This is a genomic window from Pseudomonas sp. 2822-17, assembly GCF_002742485.1.
Taxonomy (GTDB): Bacteria; Pseudomonadota; Gammaproteobacteria; order Pseudomonadales; family Pseudomonadaceae; genus Aquipseudomonas; species Aquipseudomonas cyclaminis.
Map to the genome: position 1 here is coordinate 197,078 of NZ_LJRZ01000738.1, position 23,388 is coordinate 220,465.

Here is a 23,388-nt window from a genome sequence, read left to right on the forward strand (position 1 = left end):
AACTGATCACGCAGAAGCGGGGATTGGCAGGCGGCTCCATCGGCGCGCTACTCCCAACCGTCTGGGTCAAGACAGCGAGTTGAGCGTGGCGGCTGTCTGCCATACGCCAGGAAGTCGCCCACCCAGCGGTTGATGCAGCCGCCGGCGTCCGGTCTTGCGGGATCCTTGAGGCGCAGTAGTTCGACCTGGGATGCAGCTGTCGTGCTGTGTTCAGCGTTGAGCAGCACCATGCGTGCGACACGCTCTGGATACAGCGCACTGTAACGGCTGCCCAACCGCGTGCCATCGGCGTTACCCAGATAGAGCAGTTGTGCGTCCCCCAGTTGGGCACGTACGAACTCCATGTCCCGTGCGGCGTGTTCTACGCCGTTCTGTTGGCTGAGGTCACGAGGGCTGAGCTCGATGACGTCATAACGGTTGACCAGCTTGCGATACGCTTGTGTGGCATAGGATTCCCAGCGGGTGGCCAGGTGAATCACGAAGGTGCTCTGGTTGTTGGGCGCGGTATCGCCGGCCTGGGTGAACACCACTCCCTCGCGGCTCAACGGCTCGCGGGCGCCGACGCGGGTCAGGTGCAGGCGCAGGGTGCCTTGCCGAGGCGCGGCGTAGTTGCGCGGTACGGTCACGACGCCGCACTGGGTGCGTGACACCACGTTGGGGTCCAGCCGTTCGAGGGCGGGGAGGGGGCAGTCCAGCAGCCAATCGATGGCGGTGGGTTGGATCAGTGATGCGGTATGGCCAATGTTTACCATCAAGCACAGACAGCCACACGCGAGGTGTTTTGCAATCGTCATCAAGAGGTCCTGGGCAGCCGTGTGATAACGGCTTTTTTACCAAGGACCTTGGTTCGAGGAATGTAGGGGAAGAACGTGGGTTGCGTAGGAAACTGGAGTTTTGTTTATCGGATATCGGTTTTCCAACCGCCACCCAGTGCCTTGTACAACGCAATGCTGGCCTGCAGGCGCGCCAGGCGCAGTTGCACGTTCAGGTCCTGGGCAGCGTACAGCGTGCGTTGGGTTTCGAGCACCGTGAGCAAGTCCTCGGCGCCGGCCTGGTAGCGGCTTTCGGCGATCTGGAAGGCAGCCTGGGCCTGCTGCAATTCATCCGTTTGCCAATGACGCTGCTGGTCCAGCCGCGTGATGCTGCTGAGGGTTTTTTCCACATCGGCAAAACCGTTGATGATCGCACCGCGGTAGGCGTACAGCAGCTCATCCTGGCGTGCTCGGGCCTTGTCGCGCTCGGCACTTAAACGGCCGTTGTTGAAGATCGGCCCCACCAGGCCGGCCGTCAGCGTGTAGTAGGGGCTGCGCAGGATGTCCACGGCCTTGTAGGCGTCGGAGCCCAGTGTGGCGCCGAGGGTCAGGGCTGGCAGCATGGCCGCTCGGGCCACGGTGACATTCGCCTGCGCGGCTGCCAGCTCGGCCTCGGCCTTGGCAATATCGGGTCGGCGGCTGAGCAACTGGCTGGGCATGCCGGCGTCGATGGTTGGCCACGTCATGGCCTGGAAGGGCTCTGCACCCAGGTCCAGGTTTTGCACCGGCTGGCCGAGAAGCGCCGCGAGGGTGATCTGGGCGTCTTCGGCCAGTTGCTGAATCAAGGGCAATTGGCGCCGCTGGCTGGCTACCAGGCTTTTCTGTTGGGCCAGTTCCAGCGCCGTGGCGGAGCCGGCGTCGTAGCGGGTCTGCACCAGGTCGAGCACGTTGCGGGCATTGGCCAGGTTCAGCTCGGCGATCTGCTGGCGCTGGCGCGCGGCCAGGGTTTGCGCGTAGCGGTCGGCCACGTTGCTGAGCAAGGTCAGTTCCACGGTGGCCTGGTCGAATTCGCTGGCCCGCAGCCCTTGCAGCGCGCTGTCGCGGGCGGCAGCACGTCCACCCCAGAAATCCACTTCGTAACTGGCCGCCAGGCTGGTGCCGAAATTGTCCACCGCGTCATCGCTCGGCGAAGCGTCCAGGTCCGGCCCGCCCTGGCCGTGCAGCAATTTCTGATGGCTGGTGGTGAGGTCGAACTTTACCTCGGGCAACAGCGGCGCCCCGGCGATCACCGCGCTGGCCTGGGCCTGGCGCACGCGGGCCATGGCGGCGGCCACGTCGACGCTGTCACGCCGGGCCTGCTCGACCAGCCGGTTCAACTGCGGGCTGCCGAATTGCGTCCACCAGCGCTGGTTGGTGGCCTGGGCCGCGTCGCGCTCGGCGAATTGCCAGGCGGCCGGTGGCGCAATGCCGCTGTCCACCGAGGGCGGATCGCCGGCGCAGGCATTGAGCAGCAGGCACAGGCTGAGCAGGGACAGCTGCGAGGGGATGGATCGTTTATTCACTGGTCAATGCCTTAACCGGATCGAGCCGGGCAGCTTTACGGGCCGGCATAAAGCCGAATACGACGCCGGTGACCAGCGCGCAACCAAGTGCGCCCAGCACCGCCACCAGGGAAAATTGCACCGCCACCTTGGCCAGCACCAATACGCCGCCCACCAGCAGCGCCAGGGCAATGCCGCACAGGCCGCCGACCACCGAAAGCATCACCGCCTCGGTCAGGAACTGGCGCAGGATGTCGCGTTGGCGTGCACCGGTGGCCATGCGGATGCCGATTTCACGGGTGCGCTCGCGCACGGTCATCAGCATGATGTTCATCACGCCGATGCCGCCCACCAGCAAGGAAATCGCCGCAATCGAGCCAAGCATCAGCGACAGGGTGTTCTGGGTCCGGGCCTCGGCCTGGATCATTGCGGCGTTGTTGGTCAACTCGTAGTCGTGTGTGCCGTTGTGCAGCTTCTGCATCAGTTGGTCGATGGCCACTTCGGCGTCGTGGACCCTGCCCGCGTCGGCGGCGGCGATCACCACGTATTCGGGGTCGTAGCTGCCAAACAAACGCACGCTGGCGGCGGTGTAGGGGATGGCGATGCGGTCGTCACTGTCCTTGTCGCCGGAGGCGGCGCCTTTTTCCGCCAGCACGCCGATCACCTGGAAAGGTACGTTCTCGATCAAGATGTATTGCCCGATCGGATTGACCTGGCCCTTGAACAGCTTTTCGCGGATACGGTGGCCGATCACGGCGACCGTGGCCCCGCTGCGCTCGTCGGCGGTGGTGAAGTAACTGCCCTCGACCACCGGCCAGTTGAAAATGTCCGGAAAATTGGTGTCGTTGCCGCCCACATACGCCATGTAATCGACGTTGCCATAGCGCACACCCGCCTTGCTGCCATTGACCGGCATGATGCGCTTGACCTGCGGCAGCGCGGCCAGTGCCTGGACGTCATTGAGGGTGACCACGCCCAGTGGCGCGCGTGGGTTGGGCGACGCGCCGCTCAGATAGAGAATGTTGGAACCGAACGCGCCCATCTGCGCCATGACCTGGCGCTTGCTGCCTTCGCCGACGGCGAGCATCACCACCACGGATGCCACGCCGATGATGATCCCCAGCAAGGTCAGTGCGGTGCGGAAACGGTTTATCCACATCACGCGCCAGGCGGCTTGCACAGCGTCCAGCACTTCGGCTCTCCACGCGCCGTTATGCTCGGCGCCGTCGATCAGGCGTTGACGCAGGTCCACGGCTTGCAGGGCGCCGTTGGCGGCGGGCGGGGCGGTAGCATTGTCGTCGGCCGAGTCGCTGATGATCAGGCCATCACGGATCTCGATGATGCGGTTGGCCCGTGCTGCGACTTCGCGGTCGTGGGTGATCAGGATCACCACGTGGCCCTGGCTGGCCAGCTCGTCCAGCAGGGTCATTACCTCGGCGCCGCTATGGCTGTCGAGGGCGCCAGTGGGTTCGTCGGCGAGAATGATGTGGCCGCCGTTCATCAGCGCGCGGGCGATGGACACCCGCTGCTGCTGGCCGCCGGACAGTTGATGGGGACGGTTGCCGGTACGCTCGGCCAGGCCCAGGCGGGTCAGCAGTGCGTTGGCTCGGGCGTGGCGCTCGGCCGCGCTGATACCGGCGTAGATCGCCGGCATCTCGACGTTCTCCTGGGCCGAACCCGAGGGGATCAAGTGATAGCCCTGAAACACAAAACCAAAGGCTTCGCGGCGCAGCCAGGCCAGTTCGTCACTGTCCAGGTGAGCCACGTTTTCCCCGGCGAACAGGTAGTCCCCCACCGTGGGGCTATCGAGGCAGCCGAGGATGTTCATCAGCGTGGACTTGCCGGAGCCGGAAGCGCCGACGATGGCGACGAATTCCCCGGCATGGATCGACAGGTCGATGCCGCGCAACACGTCCACCTGCGGGCTGTCGCCACCGCCGTAGGACTTGCGGATGTTCTTGAGTTCGATCAGGGGCGTGGTCACCTCAACCCCCACTGCCAGCAGCCGGGCCGATCAACAGGTGGTCGCCTTCGCTCAGGCCGCCGAGCACCTGGACCCGCAGACGATCACTGATGCCCAGTTGCACCTCGCGTTCCTCGATGCGGCCGTTCTCCATCACCACGCGGGCGATCTGCTTATCGGCGTTGCTGGTGCCCAGCAGGGCGGCAACCGGCGCGGTGAGGGCGTCCTTGACCTGTCCTGCGACAAAAAACACCTGGGTGGTCATTTCGGCCATCAATGCGTTGTCGCCGTTGTCCACATCCAGCAGTACGGTGTACAGCACCACGCGGCCGGTGCCGCTTTTGCTGGAGCTGTTGGGACTGCCGCTGCCCTGGGTTTCGTTCAAGGGTTTGGGCGGGATCGGCAGGATCTGCCGCACGGTGCTCGCCCAGCGGCGGTTGCCGCCGCTCAGTGTGGTGAAGTAGGCCGTCATGCCGGGTTTGACGTGGCCGATATCGGCCTCCGAGACTTCGGCCCACACGGTCATCGGCGACAACTTGGCGATGCGCAGGATCAACGGCGTCTGCTGCTGGGCATTGAGGGTCTGGCCGACCCGTGCGTCGACTGCGACCACGGTGCCGGTCATCGGCGCGTAGATGCGTGTATAGCCCAGCTCCGCCTCATCGCTGCGCAGGCTGGCCTGGGCCTGGAGGATCTGCGCCTGGAACATATCGACGCGGGCCTGGGTGGCGCTCAGTTCGGCCTTGGCGGTTTGCACATCTTCCTCGCGGGTGGCGTTGCCCGCGACCAGGCGCTGCTGGCGCTGGTACTTCTGGCGCGCCAGTTCGTGCAGGGCCTTCTGTTCCTGCAACTGCGCCTTGAGGTTTTCGATGGCGTAGCGGCTGGCATCGAGCTTGGCTTTTTGCGTCGAGGGATCGATCTCTACCAGCAATTGGCCTTCCTGCACCTGATCGCCGGCTTCAACGTGGATCTTGCGGATTTGCCCGGACGCCTGGGCGCCCACGTCCACGTAACGACGCGGCTGCAAGGTGCCCAGGGCCGTCACGCTGTTTTCGATATTGCCGCGGGTCACGGTGACGGTGGTCAGTGTGTCACGGCCGGGCGGCAGGACCTGCCAGGCGGCGACGGCGATGACGGGAATCAGGCACGCCACAACTAGCAGGGCGCGTCGGGCAGGTCGAGGGCGTTTCATGCTTAGGTTCCAGCCAGGAAAGTTCGGAGCGCAGTTGCGCAGAGCTGACAGTTAAACGAGAGAAACACGTGGGGATTTAGGCTGTTACACACCGTGAAACACGTCTGCCGGGTAAAAAAAACGACCGATGGCGCAAGACTTGTTTAAAAGTAGATGAGAATTACTATAAATTGCACGCACCCAAACTGCCATTACGCAGTGGGTTGTCATTTTTCAGGTACTCAAGGAACGGATATCGCCCTTCTGCGGCGGTCGGGAGTCATGTTGGAAAACTACTATCGCGAGCTGGTGTGTTTCCTCAACGCCAAGCTGGGCAACCGTCAGGTGGCCGAAGATGTGGTGCATGACGCTTACGTTCGGGTACTGGAACGATCTAGCGCCGTCCCCATCGACCAGCCCCGCGCGTTTTTGTACCGCACCGCGCTGAACCTGGTGATCGACGGCCATCGGCGCAATGTGCTGCGCCAGTACGAACCGCTGGAAATACTCGACAGCGAAGAACGCTTTTCCCCCGGTTCCCCCCACGCCAGCCACGACCAGGACCAGCGCCTGGAGCTGCTTGAGCGTGCCCTGGCCGAGTTGCCGAAAGCCTGTCGCGACAGCTTCCTGCTGCGCAAGCTCGACGGCATGACCCACCTGCAGATTGCCGAGCGCCTGGGTATTTCCCGCGCCCTTGTGGAAAAACATATCGTCAACGCCATGAAGCACTGCCGGGTGCGGATGCGCGAGTGGGAAGCACACTGATCGCTGATCAGTTAAATTTTATTTCACTGTCCTCGTTTCCTATCAACACATGACCTGTTGTACAGGTCTTGAAGGTATTCCTGCCCCATCGCCAAGGGGCTTATCCAGAGGACACTGGAATGACACAGGCAATTGCTTCGCCCGCGGTTCACGACCTTATCGGTATCGGTTTTGGCCCATCGAACCTGGCGCTGGCCATCGCCCTGCAGGAACGAGAGAAAACCCAGGGCAAACTGGACGCGCTGTTTCTCGACAAGCAGGCCGATTACCGCTGGCACGGCAATACCCTGGTAACCCAGAGCGAACTGCAGATTTCGTTCCTCAAGGACCTGGTGACCCTGCGCAACCCCACCAGCCCTTACTCGTTCGTCAATTACCTGAAGGCCCACGACCGCCTGGTCGACTTCATCAACCTGGGCACCTTTTACCCGTGCCGCATGGAGTACAACGACTACCTGCGCTGGGTCGCGGCGCAGTTCCAGGGCCAGGGCCGTTATGGCGAGGAAGTGCTCGCGATCGAACCGATCCTGCATCAGCAGCAGGTTGAAGCACTGCGCGTGATTTCCCGCGACGCCCACGGCGAGCAGCATGTGCGCACCACGCGCTCGGTCGTGGTCAGCGCCGGTGGTACGCCACGGGTGCCGGAGGCGTTCAAGGGGCTCAGGGACGACCATCGCGTATTCCATCACTCCCAGTACCTGGCACGCATGGCGCAACAACCCTGTGTGGACAGCAAGGCGATGCGCATCGCGATCATCGGCGGTGGCCAGAGCGCGGCCGAAGCCTTTATCGACCTCAATGACAGCTACCCGTCGGTGCAGGTCGACATGATCCTGCGCGGTTCGGCGCTCAAGCCCGCCGATGACAGCCCGTTCGTCAACGAGGTGTTCTCGCCGGCCTTTACCGACCTGGTGTTCCAACAAGTGGGGGCCGAGCGCGAGCGTCTTGTCGCCGAGTACCAGAACACCAATTACTCGGTGGTGGACCTGGACCTGATCGAGCGTATCTACGGAATTCTCTACCGCCAGAAAGTCTCCGGCATCGCGCGTCACGCCTTCCGCACCATGACCGTGGTGGAAAAAGCGCTGGCCGGTCCGCTGGGTATCGAATTGACCCTGCGCAACTCTGCCACCGGTGACATCACCGTCAATCATTACGACGCCGTGGTGCTGGCCACCGGCTACGAGCGCCAGATGCACCGCGAACTGCTGGCACCTCTGGAAGCGTATATGGGCGATTTCGAAGTGGCCCGCGACTACCGCATCGTCACCGACGAGCGCTGCAAGGCTGGTATCTATATCCAGGGCTTCAGCCAGGCCAGCCATGGTTTGAGCGACACCTTGCTGTCGATTCTGCCGATTCGTGCCGATGAAATTGCCGCATCGTTGTACGAAAACGACCGCAGCCGAGGCAAGGGGCGTTCGGTGAAGGACCTGCTGCTGGCCACCGCCAGCTGACAGGCTGCACTTGTGACTCGGAGGGTCGCCTGATACTGTACAAAAAACCAGTATCGGTAGCCCTCCATGCAGTTGATCGAAAAACTCAGCATCCTCGCCGACGCCGCCAAGTACGACGCTTCGTGCGCCAGCAGTGGCGCGCCCAAGCGCAGTTCGGAGGGCAAGGCGGGGCTGGGCTCCACTGATGGCATGGGCATCTGCCACAGCTATACTCCCGACGGCCGCTGCGTGTCGCTGCTCAAGGTGCTGCTCACCAACTTCTGTCTCTACGACTGCCAATACTGCGTCAATCGCCGCTCCAGCGACGTACCCCGCGCGCGTTTCAGCCCGGAGGAGGTGGTCACCCTGACCCTGGACTTCTACAAGCGCAATTGCGTCAGCGGGCTGTTCCTCAGCTCCGGCATCATCCGTTCGTCCGACTACACCATGGAGCAACTGGTGCGGGTGGCGAAACTGCTGCGTGAAGAGCATGACTTTCGCGGCTATATCCACCTCAAGACCATCCCCGACGCCGACCCGGCGCTTATCGCCGAGGCCGGGCGCTATGCCGACCGGCTGAGCGTGAACATCGAACTGCCCACCGAGGCCAGCCTGAACACCCTGGCGCCGGAAAAACAGATCGTCACGATCAAGCAGGCCATGCAGACCATCTACACCGGCGAGCAGACGGTGCTCAACGAACCCCGCGCCCCGCGTTTCGCCCCGGCCGGGCAGAGCACGCAGATGATCGTCGGCGCCGACGACACCGATGACAGCACCATCCTTCACGGCGCCGAGGCGCTGTATGGCAACTTCAAGCTGCGCCGTGTGTATTACTCGGCGTTCAGCCCCATCCCCAACAGCCCGAAAAGCGTGCCCCTCGCCGCGCCGCCCTTGATGCGCGAGCACCGTTTGTACCAGGCGGATTTCCTGCTGCGCAGCTACGGCTTCAGTGCCAATGAATTATTTGAAGGCCCCGGCCATCTGGCGCTGGATATCGACCCCAAGCTGGCCTGGGCCCTGGAGCATCGCGAGGTGTTTCCCCTCGACCTCAATCGCGCCGAACCGACCCTGATCGCACGCATCCCCGGCATCGGCCTGCGCACCACGCAACGCCTGGTGGACCTGCGCCGTGAACGCAAGATCCGCTTCGAAGACCTGGCGCGCATGCGCTGTGTGCTGGCCAAGGCCAAGCCGTTTTTCATCACCAGCGACTACCACCCGCAGCAAGCCGACAGCACCAGCGTGCTGCTGCGCGAACAACTGCGTGACCGCCCGCAACCGCAACAGATGGGGTTGTGGGGATGATCAGCCTGGAATGCGACAACCTGTTCAGCACCTGGCGCGAGCAAGCCCGCTGGCTGCTCAGCCATCAGGTCGACCCCAGCCAGGTGAGCTGGGGCGAGGCCGAAGTGGCGGACCTGTTCGCCACTGACGAAGCGATCCCTGAAGGTCTCGGCCCTTACCAGGCGCGCATTCCCAAGGCGCTGATCGAGCTGCTGGAGTCGGCGGCCTGCTATCACGGAGACCAGCGCTGGAGCCTGCTGTATGAAGTGCTATGGCGCGTCAGCCATGGCGACCGCACGGCGATGCTGGCGGGGGACAAGCTGGGCAGCGAATTGCAGCGGCGTATCAAGCAGGTCAGCCGTGAAGCCCACCACCTGCATGCGTTTGTGCGGTTCATTGCGTTGCCTGCAGAGGCGGGCCCTGAGTTGCCGGAATATGTGGCCTGGCATGAGCCGGCCCACGACATTTTGAAATCGGCCAGCCAGCACTTTGTCGGGCGTATGGGGCGACATCGGTGGATGATCGCCACCCCGCTGGATGGGGTGTATTACGACGGTGAACAGCTGATTCATCAGCGCGAGTGCCCCGAGGCATGGCAGCAGTTGGCGCAGAATGTCGAAGACCCGCACAGCGCTATGTGGCTGACCTACTACAGCCACATTTTCAATCCGGCGCGGTTGAACCCCAAGGTGATGGAAGGGCACTTGCCGAGTCGGTTCTGGAAGAACTTGCCCGAGGGCAAGTTGATACCGGGGTTGATCAGCGAGGCGCGTACGGGCAAACAGAAGGATGGGCAGGCGAAGTTGGTTGGCACTAAGCCGGGAAAACGGATTTCGAGCAGGCACGTTTGAAAGTGGGGAATGGGTATCTACACAATTTCCAGTGGATGCTGAATCTATGGCCAATGGGCTGTTGTGGTGAGCGGGACACGCCCGCTCGCCACAGAGTTATGTATCAGCCTTCAAGAGTTGTGTAGATACCCATGGCCATCGGGGGCAAGCCCCCTCCCACATGGGATCTCCGGTGTTTGGGGGAGTGGGGTCAGGTCAGTTCGGTCGCGGTGTTTTTAACCACCGCCAACTCCGGGTGCGCCACCAACTTATCGATGTGCAACTCATCATTGTTCAACCAGGTCTCCGTCAGCACCCGGTAATGCTCCATGTCCCGGCAACGCATGCGCAGGCTGTAGTCAAACGGCCCGCTGATCAATTGGCATTCGAACACCTGGGGACAGGCCTTGACGCAGGCTTCGAAGGCCTTTTGCGCCGAGCGCCCGCTTTGGTTGGACAAGGCCACCAGCACCAGCAACGACAGCCCTGGCGAGACCATCTGCACATCGATGATCGCCCCATACCCACGGATCACCCCGCGGCGCTCCAGCTTGCGCACTCGCTCCAGGCAGGGTCTGGGGGTGAGGTGCACCAGTGACGAGAGCTTTTCGTAGGTGATGCGCCCCTGATGGCGCAGCACTTCGATGATTGCTTCATCGATGCGGTCCAGCGCGGGGGAGGTATGGGGTCCGTTGGCCTTGGTATCCATGGGTTTCACTTCAAACGATTGGAAAGAAATTGCTGCAAGCGCTCGCTCTTGGGGTGATCGAGGATCTCGGCGCCGCCGTGTTCCTCGACCCGGCCCTGGTGCAGGAACAGCACTTGGCTGGACACCTGGCGGGCAAAGCCCATCTCGTGGGTGACCATCAGCATGGTACGACCTTCCTCGGCCAACGTCTGTATGACTTTGAGGACTTCTCCTACGAGCTCAGGGTCGAGTGCGGACGTTGGCTCATCGAACAGAATGATTTCAGGCTCCATCGCCAACGCCCGCGCAATCGCCACGCGCTGTTGCTGGCCACCGGACAGGAACGCCGGGTATTGATCCGCGACGCGGCCGGGCAGACCGACCTTGTCCAGGTACATCCGTGCGCGCTTTTCTGCTTCAGCCGCACTGACGCCCAACACCCGGCGGGGCGCCATGGTGATGTTTTCCAGCACGGTCATGTGGCTCCACAGGTTGAAGTGCTGGAACACCATGGCCAGGCGCGTGCGCAGGTTTTGCAATTGCGCTTGATGCGGCGCACGGGTGCCGGCGCGGCCTTGCTGCATTTCGATGCTGATGCCGTCCAGGGTGATCACCCCGGCGTCGGGCTGTTCCAGAAAGTTGATGCAACGCAGCATCGTACTTTTGCCGGAACCACTGGCGCCAATCAGGCTGATTACATCGCCTTGGCGGGCGTTGAGCGAAACCCCTTTGAGCACTTCGTGCTCGCCGTAGCGTTTATGAATGCCTTCAACTTGCAGCTTGATCGCAGCGGTTGCGGTGTTGGCAGTGGGTTCGTCAACAGGATAAGTGGCCAGGGCCTGCGCGGACTGATTCATGGGTTAGCCTCGGGTAGGAACAAGAAAACGCATCCAGCGACGTTCGGCCAGTCGAAACAGGCCCACCAGTGCAAAGGACAGCAACATGTACAGCAGCGCGGCGATGCCGAAGGCCTGGAACGTCAGGAACGTCTCGGCATTGGCATCGCGGGCCACTTTGAGGATATCGGCGACGGTGGCGGTGAACGCCAGCGACGTGGCGTGCAGCATCAGGATCATTTCATTGCTGTAGGCCGGCAACGCACGGCGCAACGCGGCAGGCACCACCACAAACAGGTTCAAGCGCCAGCCGTGCAGGCCATAGGCGCGGGCAGCTTCGATCTCGCCGTGGGGGATATTGCGGATGGCTCCGGCGAAAATTTCCACGGTGTAGGCGCAGGTGTTCAGCACAAAGGCCAGCAAAGTGCAGTTCAGCGCGTTGCGGAAAAACTGATTGAGCAGTGCGTTGTCCTGTACCACGTCCAGGCTGTACAGCCCGGTGTAGCAAATCAGCAGTTGGATATACAGCGGCGTGCCGCGAAACAGGTAGGTGTAGACCTCCACCGGCCAGCGCAGCCAGAAGTGCTCCGAGACCCGAGCCAAAGCCAGGGGAATCGACAGAACGAAACCCACCACCACCGAAATGATGAACAGCCAAAGCGTCATGGCCACGCCGGACAAGCCCGCGCCATCACTGAACAAGTAGGCCAGGCCGTATTGCTGGAACAGTTCGATCATCGCGCCATCCCCTTGATGCCGAGGTTGTAGCGCCGTTCGAGGCGCTTGAAGATGCGGTTGGAGAGGGTGGTGATCACCAGGTAGACCAGGCCGGCGAGGATCAGGAAGTACAGCGGCTCGTTGGTGGTCTTGCCGGCGTTTTGCGCGGCCTTGACCAGGTCCGACAGGCCAATGATCGACACCAGCGCCGTGGACTTGAGCAGCACCAGCCAGTTATTGCCCAGGCCCGGCAGCGCGAAGCGCATCAACTGCGGGAACAGCACCAGGTGAAACCGCTGCCAGCGGCTCAGGCCGTAGGCGGTGGCAGCTTCCAGTTGGCCGACGGGCACACTGAGGATCGCGCCACGGAAGTTCTCGGTGAAATACGCGCCGTAGATAAACCCAAGGGTAATCACCCCGGCGGTAAACGGGTCGATTTCAAAATAGGCCCAGCCAAAGCTTTCGGTCAGGTCGTTGAGCCACAGTTGCAGGCTGTAGAAAATCAGCAGGATCAGCACCAGGTCCGGCACGCTGCGGATCAACGTGGTGTACAGCGTGGCCGGCACCCGCAGCCAGTTGGCGCTGGACAGCTTGGCACCGGCGGCGAGCAGGCCGAGGGTGAGGCTCAGGGCCAGCGCGAGGAACGCCAGTTTGAGCGTCATCCAGGCACCCTGGGCCAGCATGGGGCCGTAGCCTTGCAGGTTGAGGAGGTCGTTCATGGGAGAAATCTCTGAAGGCGCAGATATTCCCCTGCGGGCCCGGCTTGTGTAGGAGGGGGCAAGCCCCCTCCCACATGAGTCCTCTACCACAGGGGGCTCGGCGTTGGCTTACTCGTGGTAGATGTCTTGATCGCCGAAGTATTTTTTCTGGATCTGCGCGTAGGTGCCATCGGCCTGGACGGCGGCGATGCCCTTGTTGATCAGCGCGCGCAATTCCTGGTCGTTCTTGCGCAGGCCCATGGCAATGTCCAGCGGCAAGGTCGGGTCCTTGAAGGCCGGGCCGGTCTTGAAGTCGGCGCCTTCGGGCTTGGACAGGAAGTTGAGCTGGGCTTCGAGTTTGTCGGTCAGGGTGGCATCGAGGCGACCGTTTTGCAGGTCGGCGTAGTTCTGTTCCTGGGACTGGTAGGCCTTGACCTGTGCCCCGAGCTTGGCCAGGTGCGCACGGGCATAGGCTTCCTGCAACGAGCCTTGCAACACGCCGACCTGCTTGCCTTTCAACGATTCGGGTGTGTCGCCGAAGTCGGCGCTTTTACGGGTGATCACCGACGTGGGGCTGAGGAACAGGCGGTCGCTGAAATCGATGACTTTCTCACGGGCCGGGGTCACGGCCATGGACGACATGATGGCGTCGAACTTGCGTGCGCGCAGGGCCGGGATCATGCCGTCGAATTCGTTGTGCACCCAGGTGCATTTCACGTCGAGCTTGGCGCAGATGGCGTTGCCCAATTCGATATCAAAACCTTGCAGGCTGCCGTCAGCGGCCACGGATTCGAAGGGCGGGTATTCGGGGAACACGCCGAAGCGGATTTCTTTCCAATCCTGGGCGTGGGCGGCGGTGGCGCACAGTGGCAACAGCAACGCAGCGAACAGTGATCGCAATGGAGTCATGGTGTAGTCCCTATATTTTGTAATTGATGTCAGGGCAGTAAAAAAGAGGTGCAGCTGCATTCATTCGGTGACTCTCTGGTCGGGCTCAGAATGCTTCATGGTGGTGCGTTTTTTGTGTCGTTTACCCGGTGCGCAAAGCGCGAATTGCGCTGTAAAAAAGCGCAATGCAGCGGAATCGGCTGTCGGACCCGCTGAATCGGCTTTTCAACGCTGTAAATAGGGCCTGCCCTAGGCGCAAAGCGGCAGGCCAGAGCGGTCTCAGGCGCGCTTTTTGTGCTGTGCGCGTGGCTGTTGGGCCAGGCGCGCAAAGAGGTCTTTCGGGTCGGCGAGGTCCGGCACCAATTCCAATTCGCTGCCCACATCCAGCGCCTTGGCCACGTCCAGCACATAGCGCAGGGCCGAGTAGTCTTCGATGGCAAAGCCCACCGAGTCGAACAGCGTGATCTGGCGCGCGTTCTCGCGGCCCGGTTGCTGGCCGTTGATCACCTGCCAGAGTTCGGTCACCGGCGAATCTTCCGGCATGTGCTGGATCTCACCTTCAATACGGCTTTGCGGCTCGTACTCGACGATCACCCGGGCGCGCTCGACGATACGGCGGTCCAGTTCGGTCTTGCCTGGGCAGTCGCCGCCCACGGCATTGAGGTGCATGCCCGGCTCGATCATCTCGTCCGTGAGGATGGTCGCGTAGGCCTTGTCGGCGGTCACGGTGGTGACGATGTCCGCACCTTTGACCGCTTCGGCCACGCTGCCGGCCAGGATCACCTTGATCGCCGGGAAGGCCTTGAGGTTGGCTGCCAGCTTGGCAGTGGCCTTGGCGTCGATATCGAACAGACGGATTTCATTGATGCCGAGCATGGCGTGAAAGGCCAGGGCCTGGAATTCACTTTGCGAGCCGTTACCGATCAGCGCCATGCTGCGGCTGTTGTCGCGCGCCAGGTAGCGTGCGACCAGCGCCGAGGTGGCGGCAGTGCGGATGGCGGTGGTCAGGGTCATTTCTGCCAGCAGCACCGGCTTGCCGGTGTCCACATCGCCCAACGCTCCGAACGCCATGACGGTGAGCATCCCCGCCAGGGTGTTCTTCGGGTGGCCGTTGACGTATTTGAAGGCGTACAGCGACGCGTCGGACACCGGCATCAGCTCGATCACACCGTCCGGCGAGTGGTTGGCCAGGCGTGCGCATTTTTCGAAATCCTGCCAGCGCAGGTAGTCGGCGCGGATGTATTCGGCCATCTCGGTGATGCAGGTTTGCAGGCCTTTTTGCGAGACCAGGTAGCTGAGGTCGTTGACGTCGATATAGCGGGTCATGGCAAGACTCCTTATTGAAATGAGGGGCGGGCAGGCAGGTGCACTTCCGCCAGCATGCAGCGGGCGCTGCCGCCGCCGATGCGTTCGATGTTGTCGATGTTCACCACCACCGGTCGGGTATGGCGTTCCACATGCTGGCGCTGGGCCGGTTGCAACGCGCCCCAGGCACTGGCGGACATCACCAGCAGCGGCTGGCCATCGCGGTCGTGGACTTCGAGCATGTTGCCGGCGAAGGCTTCCAGCTGGTCAAAATCAAGGGCAAGGATGTCCTTGCCGGTGTCGTGCAGGGAGCGCTCCAGGGTCAGGCGTTCGCCTTCGTCGGGCAGGGCTTGCAGGCACACCACCGAGAGGTCGCGGCCCACGCTCATCATCACGTTGCTGTGGTAGATCGGCGCGTGGTGGCGGTCCACCGCATGGAATACGCAGAGCTGGTAGTCGAGGTGCGCGGCGAATTCGCGCAGCGCATCGTGGTGGGTACGCCCGGAATGGCAGGCGTAACTGATGCGGTGCTGGCGGTCGAGCACCATGCTGCCGGTGCCTTCAAGGAAGATGTTGTGTTGTTCGAGGTGGCTGAGGTCGATGGTGTTCTTGACCGCAAAACGTTGTTCCAGTACTTGCAGCACGCCCTTGTTGCGCTCCAATCGACGGTTCTGGCCTTCCATCGGGTACAGCACCAGACTGCCGTCGGCATGGCTGCTCCACCAGTTGTTGGGAAAGATCGAGTCGGGGGTATGGGGCGCCGGGGTGTCCTGCACCACCAGTACTTCCACGCCGTGCTGGCGCAGGGTATCGACATAGCCGTCGAACTCTTCCAGCGCTTTCTGCTGTGCGCTGAGTGGGTCCAGGGGCTGGCGTTGGAAGCGGTTGTTGATCGCGGTGTCCGGGTTGAAGGCAAAGCGCGCCGGGCGAATCATCAGGACGGTGTTGGTGGTTTGCATGGGGGCACGAATCCATGGGGTTGGGCAGTGGGGCTATTTTGTGCGCTGTGGCAGAGGAATCCCGGCTGAAACCAAGGAGCGCCTCAGCCGGGAAAGCTGAAAAGTGGGGTATGGCAGCCGAACCGGCTGTAGGGGTGAAATGCGCTTGAAGTGTGGGAGGGGGCTTGCCCCCGATGGCGGTGGCTCAGCCAGAAAATCCATATCTGAAGGATTGCTTTCGGGGGCAAGTCGAATCGTCGCACCGCCCCTCCCACATTGGTATTGTGGTGTCTGTTCCAGCGTCGTCAGCCAGGAGGAATCATGTCCACCGTCGTTCGTCTCGCCCAAGCCACCGATGCCGAAGGCATCAGCCAAGTCATCCTGGCGGCCCTGCGCAGCAGCAATGCGCAGGATTACCCCGCGGATGTGATTGCCCGTGTGGCGAGCAACTTCACGCCGGACGCAGTGCTGGCGTTGCTCAAGCGCCGTATCGTGCTGGTGGCGATCCAGGATCAGAGCGTGGTCGCCACTGCGGCGCTTGACGCCAATGTGGTGCGCTCAGTGTTCGTCAACCCGAGCTTGCAGGGGCAGGGCATCGGCCGGTTGCTGATGATGGAAATCGAGCTGCGCGCCCGTGAAACCGGGGTGACGGTGTTGAGTGTGCCGTCTTCGCTGACCGCCGAGCCGTTCTACACCAAGCTGGGGTTTCACACAGTGCGCGACGTTTACCATGGCAACGAGCGCACGCTGGTGATGGAAAAGACGCTGTCATCACGCTATCCCATCGGGCCGTATCGCGACCGCTCGCACCGTGCGCAAGTGATTGAGTTATGGCAGGAGGCGTTTGGCTATGACACCGCGCATAACCTGCCGAGCCTGGCGATCGATAAAAAGCTGGCCGTCAATGACGGGTTGTTCTTTGTGGCGACGGATAAAAAAGCGGTGATCGGGACCATCCTTGCCGGTTACGACGGCCATCGCGGCTGGCTGTATTCGGTTGCGGTGCACGCGGACTATCGGCGTCATGGCCTGGGCGCGTCGCTGGTGCGGCATGCGGAGCAGGCTTTGACGGTGCTGGGCTGCATGAAGATCAACCTGCAGATCACCAGTGGCAACGAGGCGGTGGCGGGGTTTTACGAGGCGCTGGGGTATGGGGTGGAGCCGAGGATCAGCATGGGCAAGAAGATTGCTGGGAATATCCCTCAATCTTGAAAATACTGGAGATCAAAATGTGGGAGGGGGCTTGCCCCTCCCACACTTTTTTGCGGTGTTGCTGGGTCAGACCTTGACGATCCAACCCGCTGGCGCTTCAACGTCGCCGGTCTGCACGCCGGTCAGCTCTTTGTAGAGCTTCTGGGTGATTGGGCCGACTTCGGTTTCGCTGTGGAACACATGCAGGTTGCCGTTGTACTGGATGCCGCCGATCGGCGAGATCACCGCCGCAGTACCGCAGGCGCCGGCTTCCTTGAAGTCGGCCAGTTTGTCGATGAACACTTCGCCTTCAACCACTTCCAGGCCCAGGCGGGTCTGGGCCAGTTCGATCAGCGACAGGCGGGTGATGCCTGGCAGCACCGAAGGCGACTTCGGCGTGATGAACTTGTTGTCGTGGGTGATCCCGAAAAAGTTGGCCGAGCCGACTTCTTCGATCTTCGAGTGGGTCATCGGGTCCAGGTAGATCGCGTCGGCGAAGCCGGATTTTTTCGCTTCCGAGCCCGGCATCAGGCTGGCTGCGTAGTTGCCGCCGACTTTCGCAGCACCGGTGCCCTGTGGGGCGGCGCGGTCGAACGTGGAGATCTGGAAGTTGTGTGGCACCAGGCCGCCCTTGAAGTAGGCGCCGACCGGGATGCAGAACACCGAGAAGATGAACTCCGGCGCGGTCCGCACGCCGATGTTGTCACCGGTGCCGATCACGAACGGGCGCAGGTACAGCGCGCCGCCGCTGCCGTACGGCGGGATGAACCGCTCGTTGGCCTTGACCACTTGTTTGCAGGCATCGATGAACACGTCGGTCGGCACATGTGGCATCAGCAGACGGGCGCAACTGCGCTGCATGCGTGCGGCGTTCTGGTCCGGGCGGAACAGGTTGATCGAGCCGTCCTTGCAGCGGTAGGCCTTGAGGCCTTCAAAGCACTGCTGGCCATAGTGCAGGGCGGTGGAGCCCTCGCTGATGTGCAGCACGTTGTCGTCGGTCAGGGTGCCGGCTTGCCACTCGCCATCCTTGAAGGTCTGGAGGTAGCGTTTGTCGGTCTTGATGTAGTCAAAACCCAGCTTGTCCCAATTGATGCTTTCGTTACCCATGACACCCTCTATCTTTGGTCAAGTCGGTTTTTTTCTGAATGGGCGCAACAATACTTCATTCTTGGCTTGTGTGGGAGCCATGGGGTGGATGCCTTCAGGCTCTGTGTTGGCTGATCCACCGCTATCGGGGGCAAGCCCCTCCCACATTTGAAATGCATTCCAAATGTGGGAGGGGCTTGCCCCCGATGGCCTCGCCACGGTTTTACAGATGCAGCGCGTGGCCCAATGCCCTCAATGCAGCTTCCTGCACCGCTTCGCCCAAGGTCGGATGGGCATGGATGGTGCCCGCCACATCCTCCAGGCGTGAACCCATTTCCAGGCTCAGGCCAAACGCGGTGGACAGTTCCGATACACCCACGCCCACGGCTTGCCAGCCGACGATCAGATGATTGTCACGCCGCGCCACCACCCGCACGAAGCCGGTTTTCGACTCCAGGGTCATGGCCCGGCCATTGGCCGCAAACGGGAAACTCGACACGATGCAGTCCAGGCCCGCCGCCTTGGCGTCGTCCGGGGTCTTGCCGACCACCACCAGTTCCGGGTCGGTAAAGCACACCGCCGGGATCGCTGCCGGGTTGAATTCACGGGGTTGACCGCTGATCAGTTCGGCAACCATTTCGCCCTGGGCCATGGCGCGGTGGGCCAGCATCGGCTCGCCGCTCAGGTCGCCGATGGCGTACACATTGCGCATGCTGGTCTGGCAACGGCTGTCGATCTGGATCGCCGCGCCGTTCATCGCCAGGTTCAGCGCTTCAAGGTTCCAGCCCTGGGTGTTGGGTTTGCGCCCCACCGCTACCAGGACTTGATCGGTCTCCAGGGTCAATGTATCGCCGTTCGGGTCACGCACCTGCAGGCAGTTGTCGGCGAACCCGGTGACGCTGTGCTTGAGGTACAGCTTGACCCCCAGTTGCTTGAGGGATTCGCTGACCGGCTGCGTCAGTTCGGCGTCGTAGGCCGGCAGGATGCGATCCTGGGCCTCGACCACACTGACCTCGGCGCCCAGCTTGCGATAGGCAATCCCCAGCTCCAGGCCGATGTACCCGCCGCCCACCACAATCAGGCGCTTGGGCACACGGGTTGGCGCCAGGGCTTCGGTGGACGAAATGATCGGCCCGCCGATCGGCAGCATCGGCAAGTTGACGCTGGTCGAACCGGTGGCCAGCAGCAGGTGTTCGCAGTGGATGCGCTGGTCGCCGACGTCGACGGTCTTGCCGTCCACCACCTTGGCCCAGCCGTGGATCACCTGCACTTTGTGTTTTTTCAGCAGTGCCGCGACGCCGGTGGTCAGGCGGTCGACGATGCCGTCTTTCCATTCCACGCTTTTGCGGATGTTGAGGGTCGGTACGTCCACATCGATGCCCAGGGGCGAGCCCTGGCTGTGATGCACGGTTTGCTGGAACTGCTCGGCCACGTGGATCAAGGCCTTGGACGGAATGCAGCCGATATTCAGGCAGGTGCCGCCCAGCGCCTGGCCTTCCACCAGGATGGTCGGGATGCCCAACTGGCCGGCGCGAATCGCCGCCACATACCCGCCAGGCCCGCCGCCGATGATCAGCAAAGTGGTATTCAAGGTCATGACTTACTCCAGGAACAGGCTGGCGGGTTGTTCGAGCAGGCCGCGAATGGCCTGGATGAATTGTGCCGCGTCCATGCCGTCGACCACGCGGTGATCGAACGAGCTGGAGAGGTTCATCATCTTGCGCACCACGATCTGGCCCTTGATCACCATGGGCCGTTCGACGATGCGGTTGACCCCAACGATGGCCACTTCCGGCAAATTCAGCACCGGCGTGCTGACGATGCCGCCGAGGGCACCCAGGCTGGTCAAGGTGATGGTCGAACCCGACAGCTCATCGCGACTGGCCTTGCCATTGCGTGCGGCCGTGGCCAGGCGCGCGATTTCCTCCGCGTTGCCCCACAGGCTGCGGGCTTCGGCGTGACGCACCACTGGCACCATCAAGCCCACGTCGCTTTGGGTGGCGACGCCCACATGCACCGCACCAAGGCGGGTGATGATCTGGGCTTCGTCGTCATAACGCGCATTGATCTGCGGGAAATCGCGCAACGCCACGACCATGGCCCGCACGATAAACGGCAGCAGGGTCAGCTTGCCGCGTGTGGCGCCGTGTTTCTCATTGAGGTGCACACGCAACTCGTCCAGTGCGGTGACGTCGATCTCTTCCACGTAGCTGAAATGCGCGGCGCGGCGGGTGGCGTCCTGCATGCGCTGGGCGATCTTGCGGCGCATGCCGATTACCGGGATCTGCTCTTCGGTAGTGCGTTTGGCGTAGGGATTGGCGGCTGTCGAGGACGGTGTCGCGCCTTGCTGAAGGTAAGCGTCGAGGTCTTCATGCAAGACCCGGCCAGCGGGCCCGGAACCTTGCACCAGACGCAACTGGATACCCGCATCCAACGCATGCTTGCGCACGGCAGGGGAGGCCAGCGGGCGTTCATGGGTTTCGCGGGCCACCGGCGCCGCTGCGGGTTGGGTCGCGGGTTTGGCCTCAACCACCGGCGCGGGCCGGGCTTCGACCACAGGCGCAGCCTTCACCGGCTCAGCCGCGACCGGCGCGTCCTTGGTGTTACCGGCGCCTTCGACTTCGATGCTGATCAGAATACTGCCCACGGCCATGACTTCACCCGGCTCGCCGCCGAGGGAAAGCACTTTGCCGTGCACCGGCGAGGGAATGTCCACCATCGCCTTGTCGGTCATGACATCCGCCAGCACCTGGTCTTCGACGACCATGTCGCCGACCTTCACATGCCATACCGACAATTCAACTTCTGCGATGCCTTCGCCAATGTCCGGCATCTTGATAACGTGCGTGCCCATTCAGACCTCCATGACCCGTTTCAACGCCGCGCCCACTCGGGTCGGCCCTGGGAAATACGCCCATTCCTGCGCGTGCGGGTAGGGAGTGTCCCAACCGGTGACGCGTTCAATCGGCGCTTCCAGGTGGTGGAAGCAATGCTCTTGCACCAGCGCTACCAACTCGGCGCCAAAACCGCAGGTGCGAGTGGCTTCGTGCACCACCACGCAACGGCCGGTTTTTTTCACCGATTTGACGATGGTTTCCAGGTCCAGCGGCCACAGGCTGCGCAGGTCGATGACTTCGGCGTCGATGCCGGTTTCTTCAGCGGCAACCTGCGACACATACACCGTGGTGCCATAGGTCAGCACGGTAACGGCCGAGCCCGGACGCACGATGGCTGCCACGTCCAGCGGCACGGTGTAGTAACCGTCGGGAACCTGTGCTTGCGGGTGCTTCGACCACGGCGTGACAGGACGGTCGTGATGGCCATCGAACGGGCCGTTGTACAGGCGCTTGGGCTCCAGGAAGATCACCGGGTCATCGTTCTCGATGGAGGCGATCAGCAGGCCTTTGGCGTCGTAGGGGTTGGACGGCATCACCGTGCGCAGGCCGCAAACTTGCGTGAACACCGCTTCGATACTCTGGCTGTGGGTCTGGCCGCCGTAGATGCCACCCCCGCAGGGCATGCGCATGGTCAGGGGGGCGGTGAACTGGCCCGCCGAGCGATACCGCAGGCGCGCGGCTTCGGAGATGATTTGGTCGGTGGCGGGGTACACATAGTCGGCAAACTGGATTTCAGCGACCGGGCGCAGACCATAGGCACCCATGCCCACGGCCACGCCGATAATGCCGCTTTCCGAGATCGGCGCGTCGAATACCCGCGAGCTGCCGTACTTGCCCTGCAACCCTTCGGTGCAACGGAACACGCCGCCGAAGTAACCGACGTCCTGGCCGAACACCACCACGTTGTCGTCACGCTCAAGCATCACATCCATGGCCGAGCGCAGGGCCTGGATCATGGTCATGGTGGTCGTGGTCATGGCGGTTTCCAATTCGATGCTGTTGTTGTGATCGTTCATGTCAGATCCCCAACTCTTGACGCTGGCGCTTCAAGTGCTCCGGCATCTCTTTATAAACGTCTTCGAACATGGTCGCGGCGCTCGGAATCTGGCCGCCGGCAAGGGTGCCGTACTGTTCGGCTTCTTTCTGCGCCTTGACCACTTCGGCCTCAAGCTCGGCACTGACCGCCGCGTGCTCTTCTTCGGACCACTGGCCAATCTTGATCAGGTGCTGCTTGAGACGGGCAATCGGATCGCCCAACGGAAAGTGGCTCCAATCGTCGGCAGGGCGGTATTTGGACGGATCATCCGAGGTGGAGTGCGGACCGGCGCGGTAGGTGACCCACTCGATCAGGCTCGGCCCCAGGTTGCGCCGCGCACGTTCGGCGGCCCAGGCCGAGGCGGCGTACACCGCGATAAAGTCGTTGCCGTCCACGCGCAGGGAGGCGATGCCGCAGCCTACGCCGCGTCCGGCGAAGGTGGTGGCTTCACCGCCGGCAATGGCCTGGAAGGTGGAGATGGCCCATTGGTTGTTTACGACGTTAAGGATGACCGGCGCACGGTACACGTGGGCGAAGGTGAGGGCGGTATGGAAGTCCGATTCAGCGGTGGCGCCATCGCCGATCCAGGCGGACGCGATCTTGGTATCGCCCTTGATCGCCGAGGCCATGCCCCAGCCCACACCCTGTACGAACTGGGTGGCAAGGTTGCCGGAAATGGTGAAGAAGCCCGCATCCTTGACCGAATACATGATCGGCAACTGGCGGCCCTTGAGCGGATCGCGCTCGTTGGACAGTAACTGGCAGATCAGGTCCACCAGTGGCACTTCGCGGGCCATCAGGATGCTTTGCTGGCGGTAGGTAGGGAAGCACATGTCGTCGATGTTCAAGGCCAGGGCCTGGGCACTGCCGATGGCTTCTTCGCCAAGGCTCTGCATGTAGAACGACATTTTTTTCTGACGCTGGGCGACCACCATGCGGTTGTCGAAGATGCGCGTCTTGAGCATGGCGCGCATGCCTTTGCGCATGATTTCCACACTGACACCTTCGGCCCATGGCCCCAGGGCCTGGCCCTGGTCGTCGAGCACGCGGATCAGGCCCTTGGCCAGGTCGGCGGTGTCGGCGGGTTCTACGTCGATGGCGGGTTTGCGCACCAGGCCTGCGTCGGTCAGGCGCAGGTAGGTGAAGTCGGTCTTGCAGCCTGGTCGGCCCGAGGGTTCAGGGACGTGCAGGCGCAGTGGTTCATACTGCTGGGTCATGGCTTCTACGCTCGATCTTGTGAATTTCTTGTAGTGGGCGCGCTAGCTGACAGTCAGTCTTCGGGTAGAAGAAATCTTGTCCTACAACAATCATAGGCGGGGCGTAGAAGAATATTTATCTGTGTTTCGTTGCGCTCAGGATCATT

General features: G+C 62.3%; 21 protein-coding genes. 5 read left to right on the forward strand and 16 right to left on the reverse strand.

All coding sequences use genetic code 11. From position 1 onward, the window contains the following. Positions 1 to 47: 47 nt before the first annotated feature. From AOA60_RS24985 to AOA60_RS25000, 4 genes are all read right to left on the reverse strand, one after another. Entirely contained in the window at positions 48 to 794 is a 747-nt protein-coding gene (locus AOA60_RS24985) for an alpha/beta fold hydrolase (RefSeq protein WP_099586593.1), read from the reverse strand. 104 nt (positions 795 to 898) lie between these two features. Continuing rightward, positions 899 to 2,314, reverse strand: a complete 1,416-nt coding sequence (locus AOA60_RS24990) for an efflux transporter outer membrane subunit (RefSeq protein ID WP_099586594.1) — start codon at positions 2,312 to 2,314, stop codon at positions 899 to 901. After that, a complete protein-coding gene (locus AOA60_RS24995) occupies positions 2,307 to 4,277 on the reverse strand; it encodes a MacB family efflux pump subunit (protein ID WP_099586709.1) in 1,971 nt (656 codons plus the stop codon). Before AOA60_RS24995 ends, AOA60_RS24990 begins: the two co-directional genes overlap by 8 nt. Before the next feature lies 1 nt (position 4,278). Then, positions 4,279 to 5,448, reverse strand: a complete 1,170-nt coding sequence (locus AOA60_RS25000; protein ID WP_099586595.1) for an efflux RND transporter periplasmic adaptor subunit — start codon at positions 5,446 to 5,448, stop codon at positions 4,279 to 4,281. A 261-nt stretch (positions 5,449 to 5,709) separates the two neighbouring features. Here AOA60_RS25000 and AOA60_RS25005 point away from each other — a divergent pair, with 261 nt between their 5' ends. The 4 genes from AOA60_RS25005 (at position 5,710) to AOA60_RS25020 (ending at position 9,766) form a co-directional block, all read left to right on the forward strand. After that, positions 5,710 to 6,192, forward strand: a complete 483-nt coding sequence (locus AOA60_RS25005) for a sigma-70 family RNA polymerase sigma factor (RefSeq protein ID WP_099586596.1) — start codon at positions 5,710 to 5,712, stop codon at positions 6,190 to 6,192. A 119-nt stretch (positions 6,193 to 6,311) separates the two neighbouring features. Continuing rightward, positions 6,312 to 7,649, forward strand: coding sequence for a lysine N(6)-hydroxylase/L-ornithine N(5)-oxygenase family protein (locus AOA60_RS25010; RefSeq protein WP_099586597.1), 1,338 nt, complete (start codon positions 6,312 to 6,314; stop codon positions 7,647 to 7,649). A 66-nt stretch (positions 7,650 to 7,715) separates the two neighbouring features. Beyond that, on the forward strand, positions 7,716 to 8,936 hold the full coding sequence (locus tag AOA60_RS25015; protein WP_099586598.1) for a putative DNA modification/repair radical SAM protein: 1,221 nt from the start codon (positions 7,716 to 7,718) through the stop codon (positions 8,934 to 8,936). After that, positions 8,933 to 9,766, forward strand: coding sequence for a TIGR03915 family putative DNA repair protein (locus AOA60_RS25020; protein ID WP_099586599.1), 834 nt, complete (start codon positions 8,933 to 8,935; stop codon positions 9,764 to 9,766). The genes AOA60_RS25015 and AOA60_RS25020 overlap by 4 nt, the downstream gene beginning before the upstream one ends. 190 nt (positions 9,767 to 9,956) lie before the next feature. Here the strand turns inward: AOA60_RS25020 and AOA60_RS25025 are convergent, their stop codons facing one another. The 7 genes from AOA60_RS25025 to ctlX form a co-directional block, all read right to left on the reverse strand. Beyond that, positions 9,957 to 10,454, reverse strand: a complete 498-nt coding sequence (locus AOA60_RS25025; protein WP_099586600.1) for an Lrp/AsnC family transcriptional regulator — start codon at positions 10,452 to 10,454, stop codon at positions 9,957 to 9,959. Positions 10,455 to 10,459: 5 nt separating this feature from the next. Then, positions 10,460 to 11,290, reverse strand: coding sequence for an ABC transporter ATP-binding protein (locus tag AOA60_RS25030; protein ID WP_244653863.1), 831 nt, complete (start codon positions 11,288 to 11,290; stop codon positions 10,460 to 10,462). Between the two features lie 3 nt (positions 11,291 to 11,293). Beyond that, positions 11,294 to 12,007, reverse strand: coding sequence for an ABC transporter permease (locus AOA60_RS25035; RefSeq protein ID WP_099586601.1), 714 nt, complete (start codon positions 12,005 to 12,007; stop codon positions 11,294 to 11,296). Then, positions 12,004 to 12,705 (reverse strand): ABC transporter permease, encoded by a 702-nt coding sequence (locus tag AOA60_RS25040; protein WP_099586602.1) that lies wholly within the window; start codon positions 12,703 to 12,705, stop codon positions 12,004 to 12,006. Before AOA60_RS25040 ends, AOA60_RS25035 begins: the two co-directional genes overlap by 4 nt. 108 nt (positions 12,706 to 12,813) lie before the next feature. Further along, positions 12,814 to 13,593, reverse strand: coding sequence for an ABC transporter substrate-binding protein (locus tag AOA60_RS25045; protein WP_099586603.1), 780 nt, complete (start codon positions 13,591 to 13,593; stop codon positions 12,814 to 12,816). A gap of 258 nt (positions 13,594 to 13,851) precedes the next feature. Further along, positions 13,852 to 14,898 (reverse strand): ornithine cyclodeaminase, encoded by a 1,047-nt coding sequence (locus AOA60_RS25050; protein ID WP_099586604.1) that lies wholly within the window; start codon positions 14,896 to 14,898, stop codon positions 13,852 to 13,854. 11 nt (positions 14,899 to 14,909) lie between these two features. Then, the gene (gene ctlX, locus AOA60_RS25055; protein WP_099586605.1) at positions 14,910 to 15,836 is read right to left on the reverse strand and encodes a citrulline utilization hydrolase CtlX; all 927 of its coding nucleotides are present in this window, start codon (positions 15,834 to 15,836) and stop codon (positions 14,910 to 14,912) included. A gap of 300 nt (positions 15,837 to 16,136) precedes the next feature. On the opposite strand from ctlX, the gene AOA60_RS25060 reads away from it, so the two are divergent. Continuing rightward, on the forward strand, positions 16,137 to 17,027 hold the full coding sequence (locus AOA60_RS25060) for a GNAT family acetyltransferase (protein WP_099586606.1): 891 nt from the start codon (positions 16,137 to 16,139) through the stop codon (positions 17,025 to 17,027). A 66-nt stretch (positions 17,028 to 17,093) separates the two neighbouring features. Here AOA60_RS25060 and AOA60_RS25065 read toward each other — a convergent pair whose 3' ends face one another. The 5 genes from AOA60_RS25065 to AOA60_RS25085 form a co-directional block, all read right to left on the reverse strand. After that, positions 17,094 to 18,113, reverse strand: coding sequence for a branched-chain amino acid aminotransferase (locus AOA60_RS25065; protein ID WP_099586607.1), 1,020 nt, complete (start codon positions 18,111 to 18,113; stop codon positions 17,094 to 17,096). Between the two features lie 202 nt (positions 18,114 to 18,315). Further along, entirely contained in the window at positions 18,316 to 19,689 is a 1,374-nt protein-coding gene (lpdA, locus tag AOA60_RS25070; RefSeq protein ID WP_099586608.1) for a dihydrolipoyl dehydrogenase, read from the reverse strand. 3 nt (positions 19,690 to 19,692) lie between these two features. Then, positions 19,693 to 20,946 (reverse strand): dihydrolipoamide acetyltransferase family protein, encoded by a 1,254-nt coding sequence (locus tag AOA60_RS25075; RefSeq protein ID WP_099586609.1) that lies wholly within the window; start codon positions 20,944 to 20,946, stop codon positions 19,693 to 19,695. Further along, the gene (locus tag AOA60_RS25080) at positions 20,947 to 22,005 is read right to left on the reverse strand and encodes an alpha-ketoacid dehydrogenase subunit beta (RefSeq protein ID WP_099586610.1); all 1,059 of its coding nucleotides are present in this window, start codon (positions 22,003 to 22,005) and stop codon (positions 20,947 to 20,949) included. A 1-nt stretch (position 22,006) separates the two neighbouring features. Next, positions 22,007 to 23,242 carry a 3-methyl-2-oxobutanoate dehydrogenase (2-methylpropanoyl-transferring) subunit alpha gene (locus tag AOA60_RS25085; protein ID WP_099586611.1) on the reverse strand — a complete coding sequence of 412 codons (1,236 nt, stop codon included), beginning with the start codon at positions 23,240 to 23,242 and terminating at the stop codon, positions 22,007 to 22,009. Positions 23,243 to 23,388 lie beyond the last annotated feature (146 nt).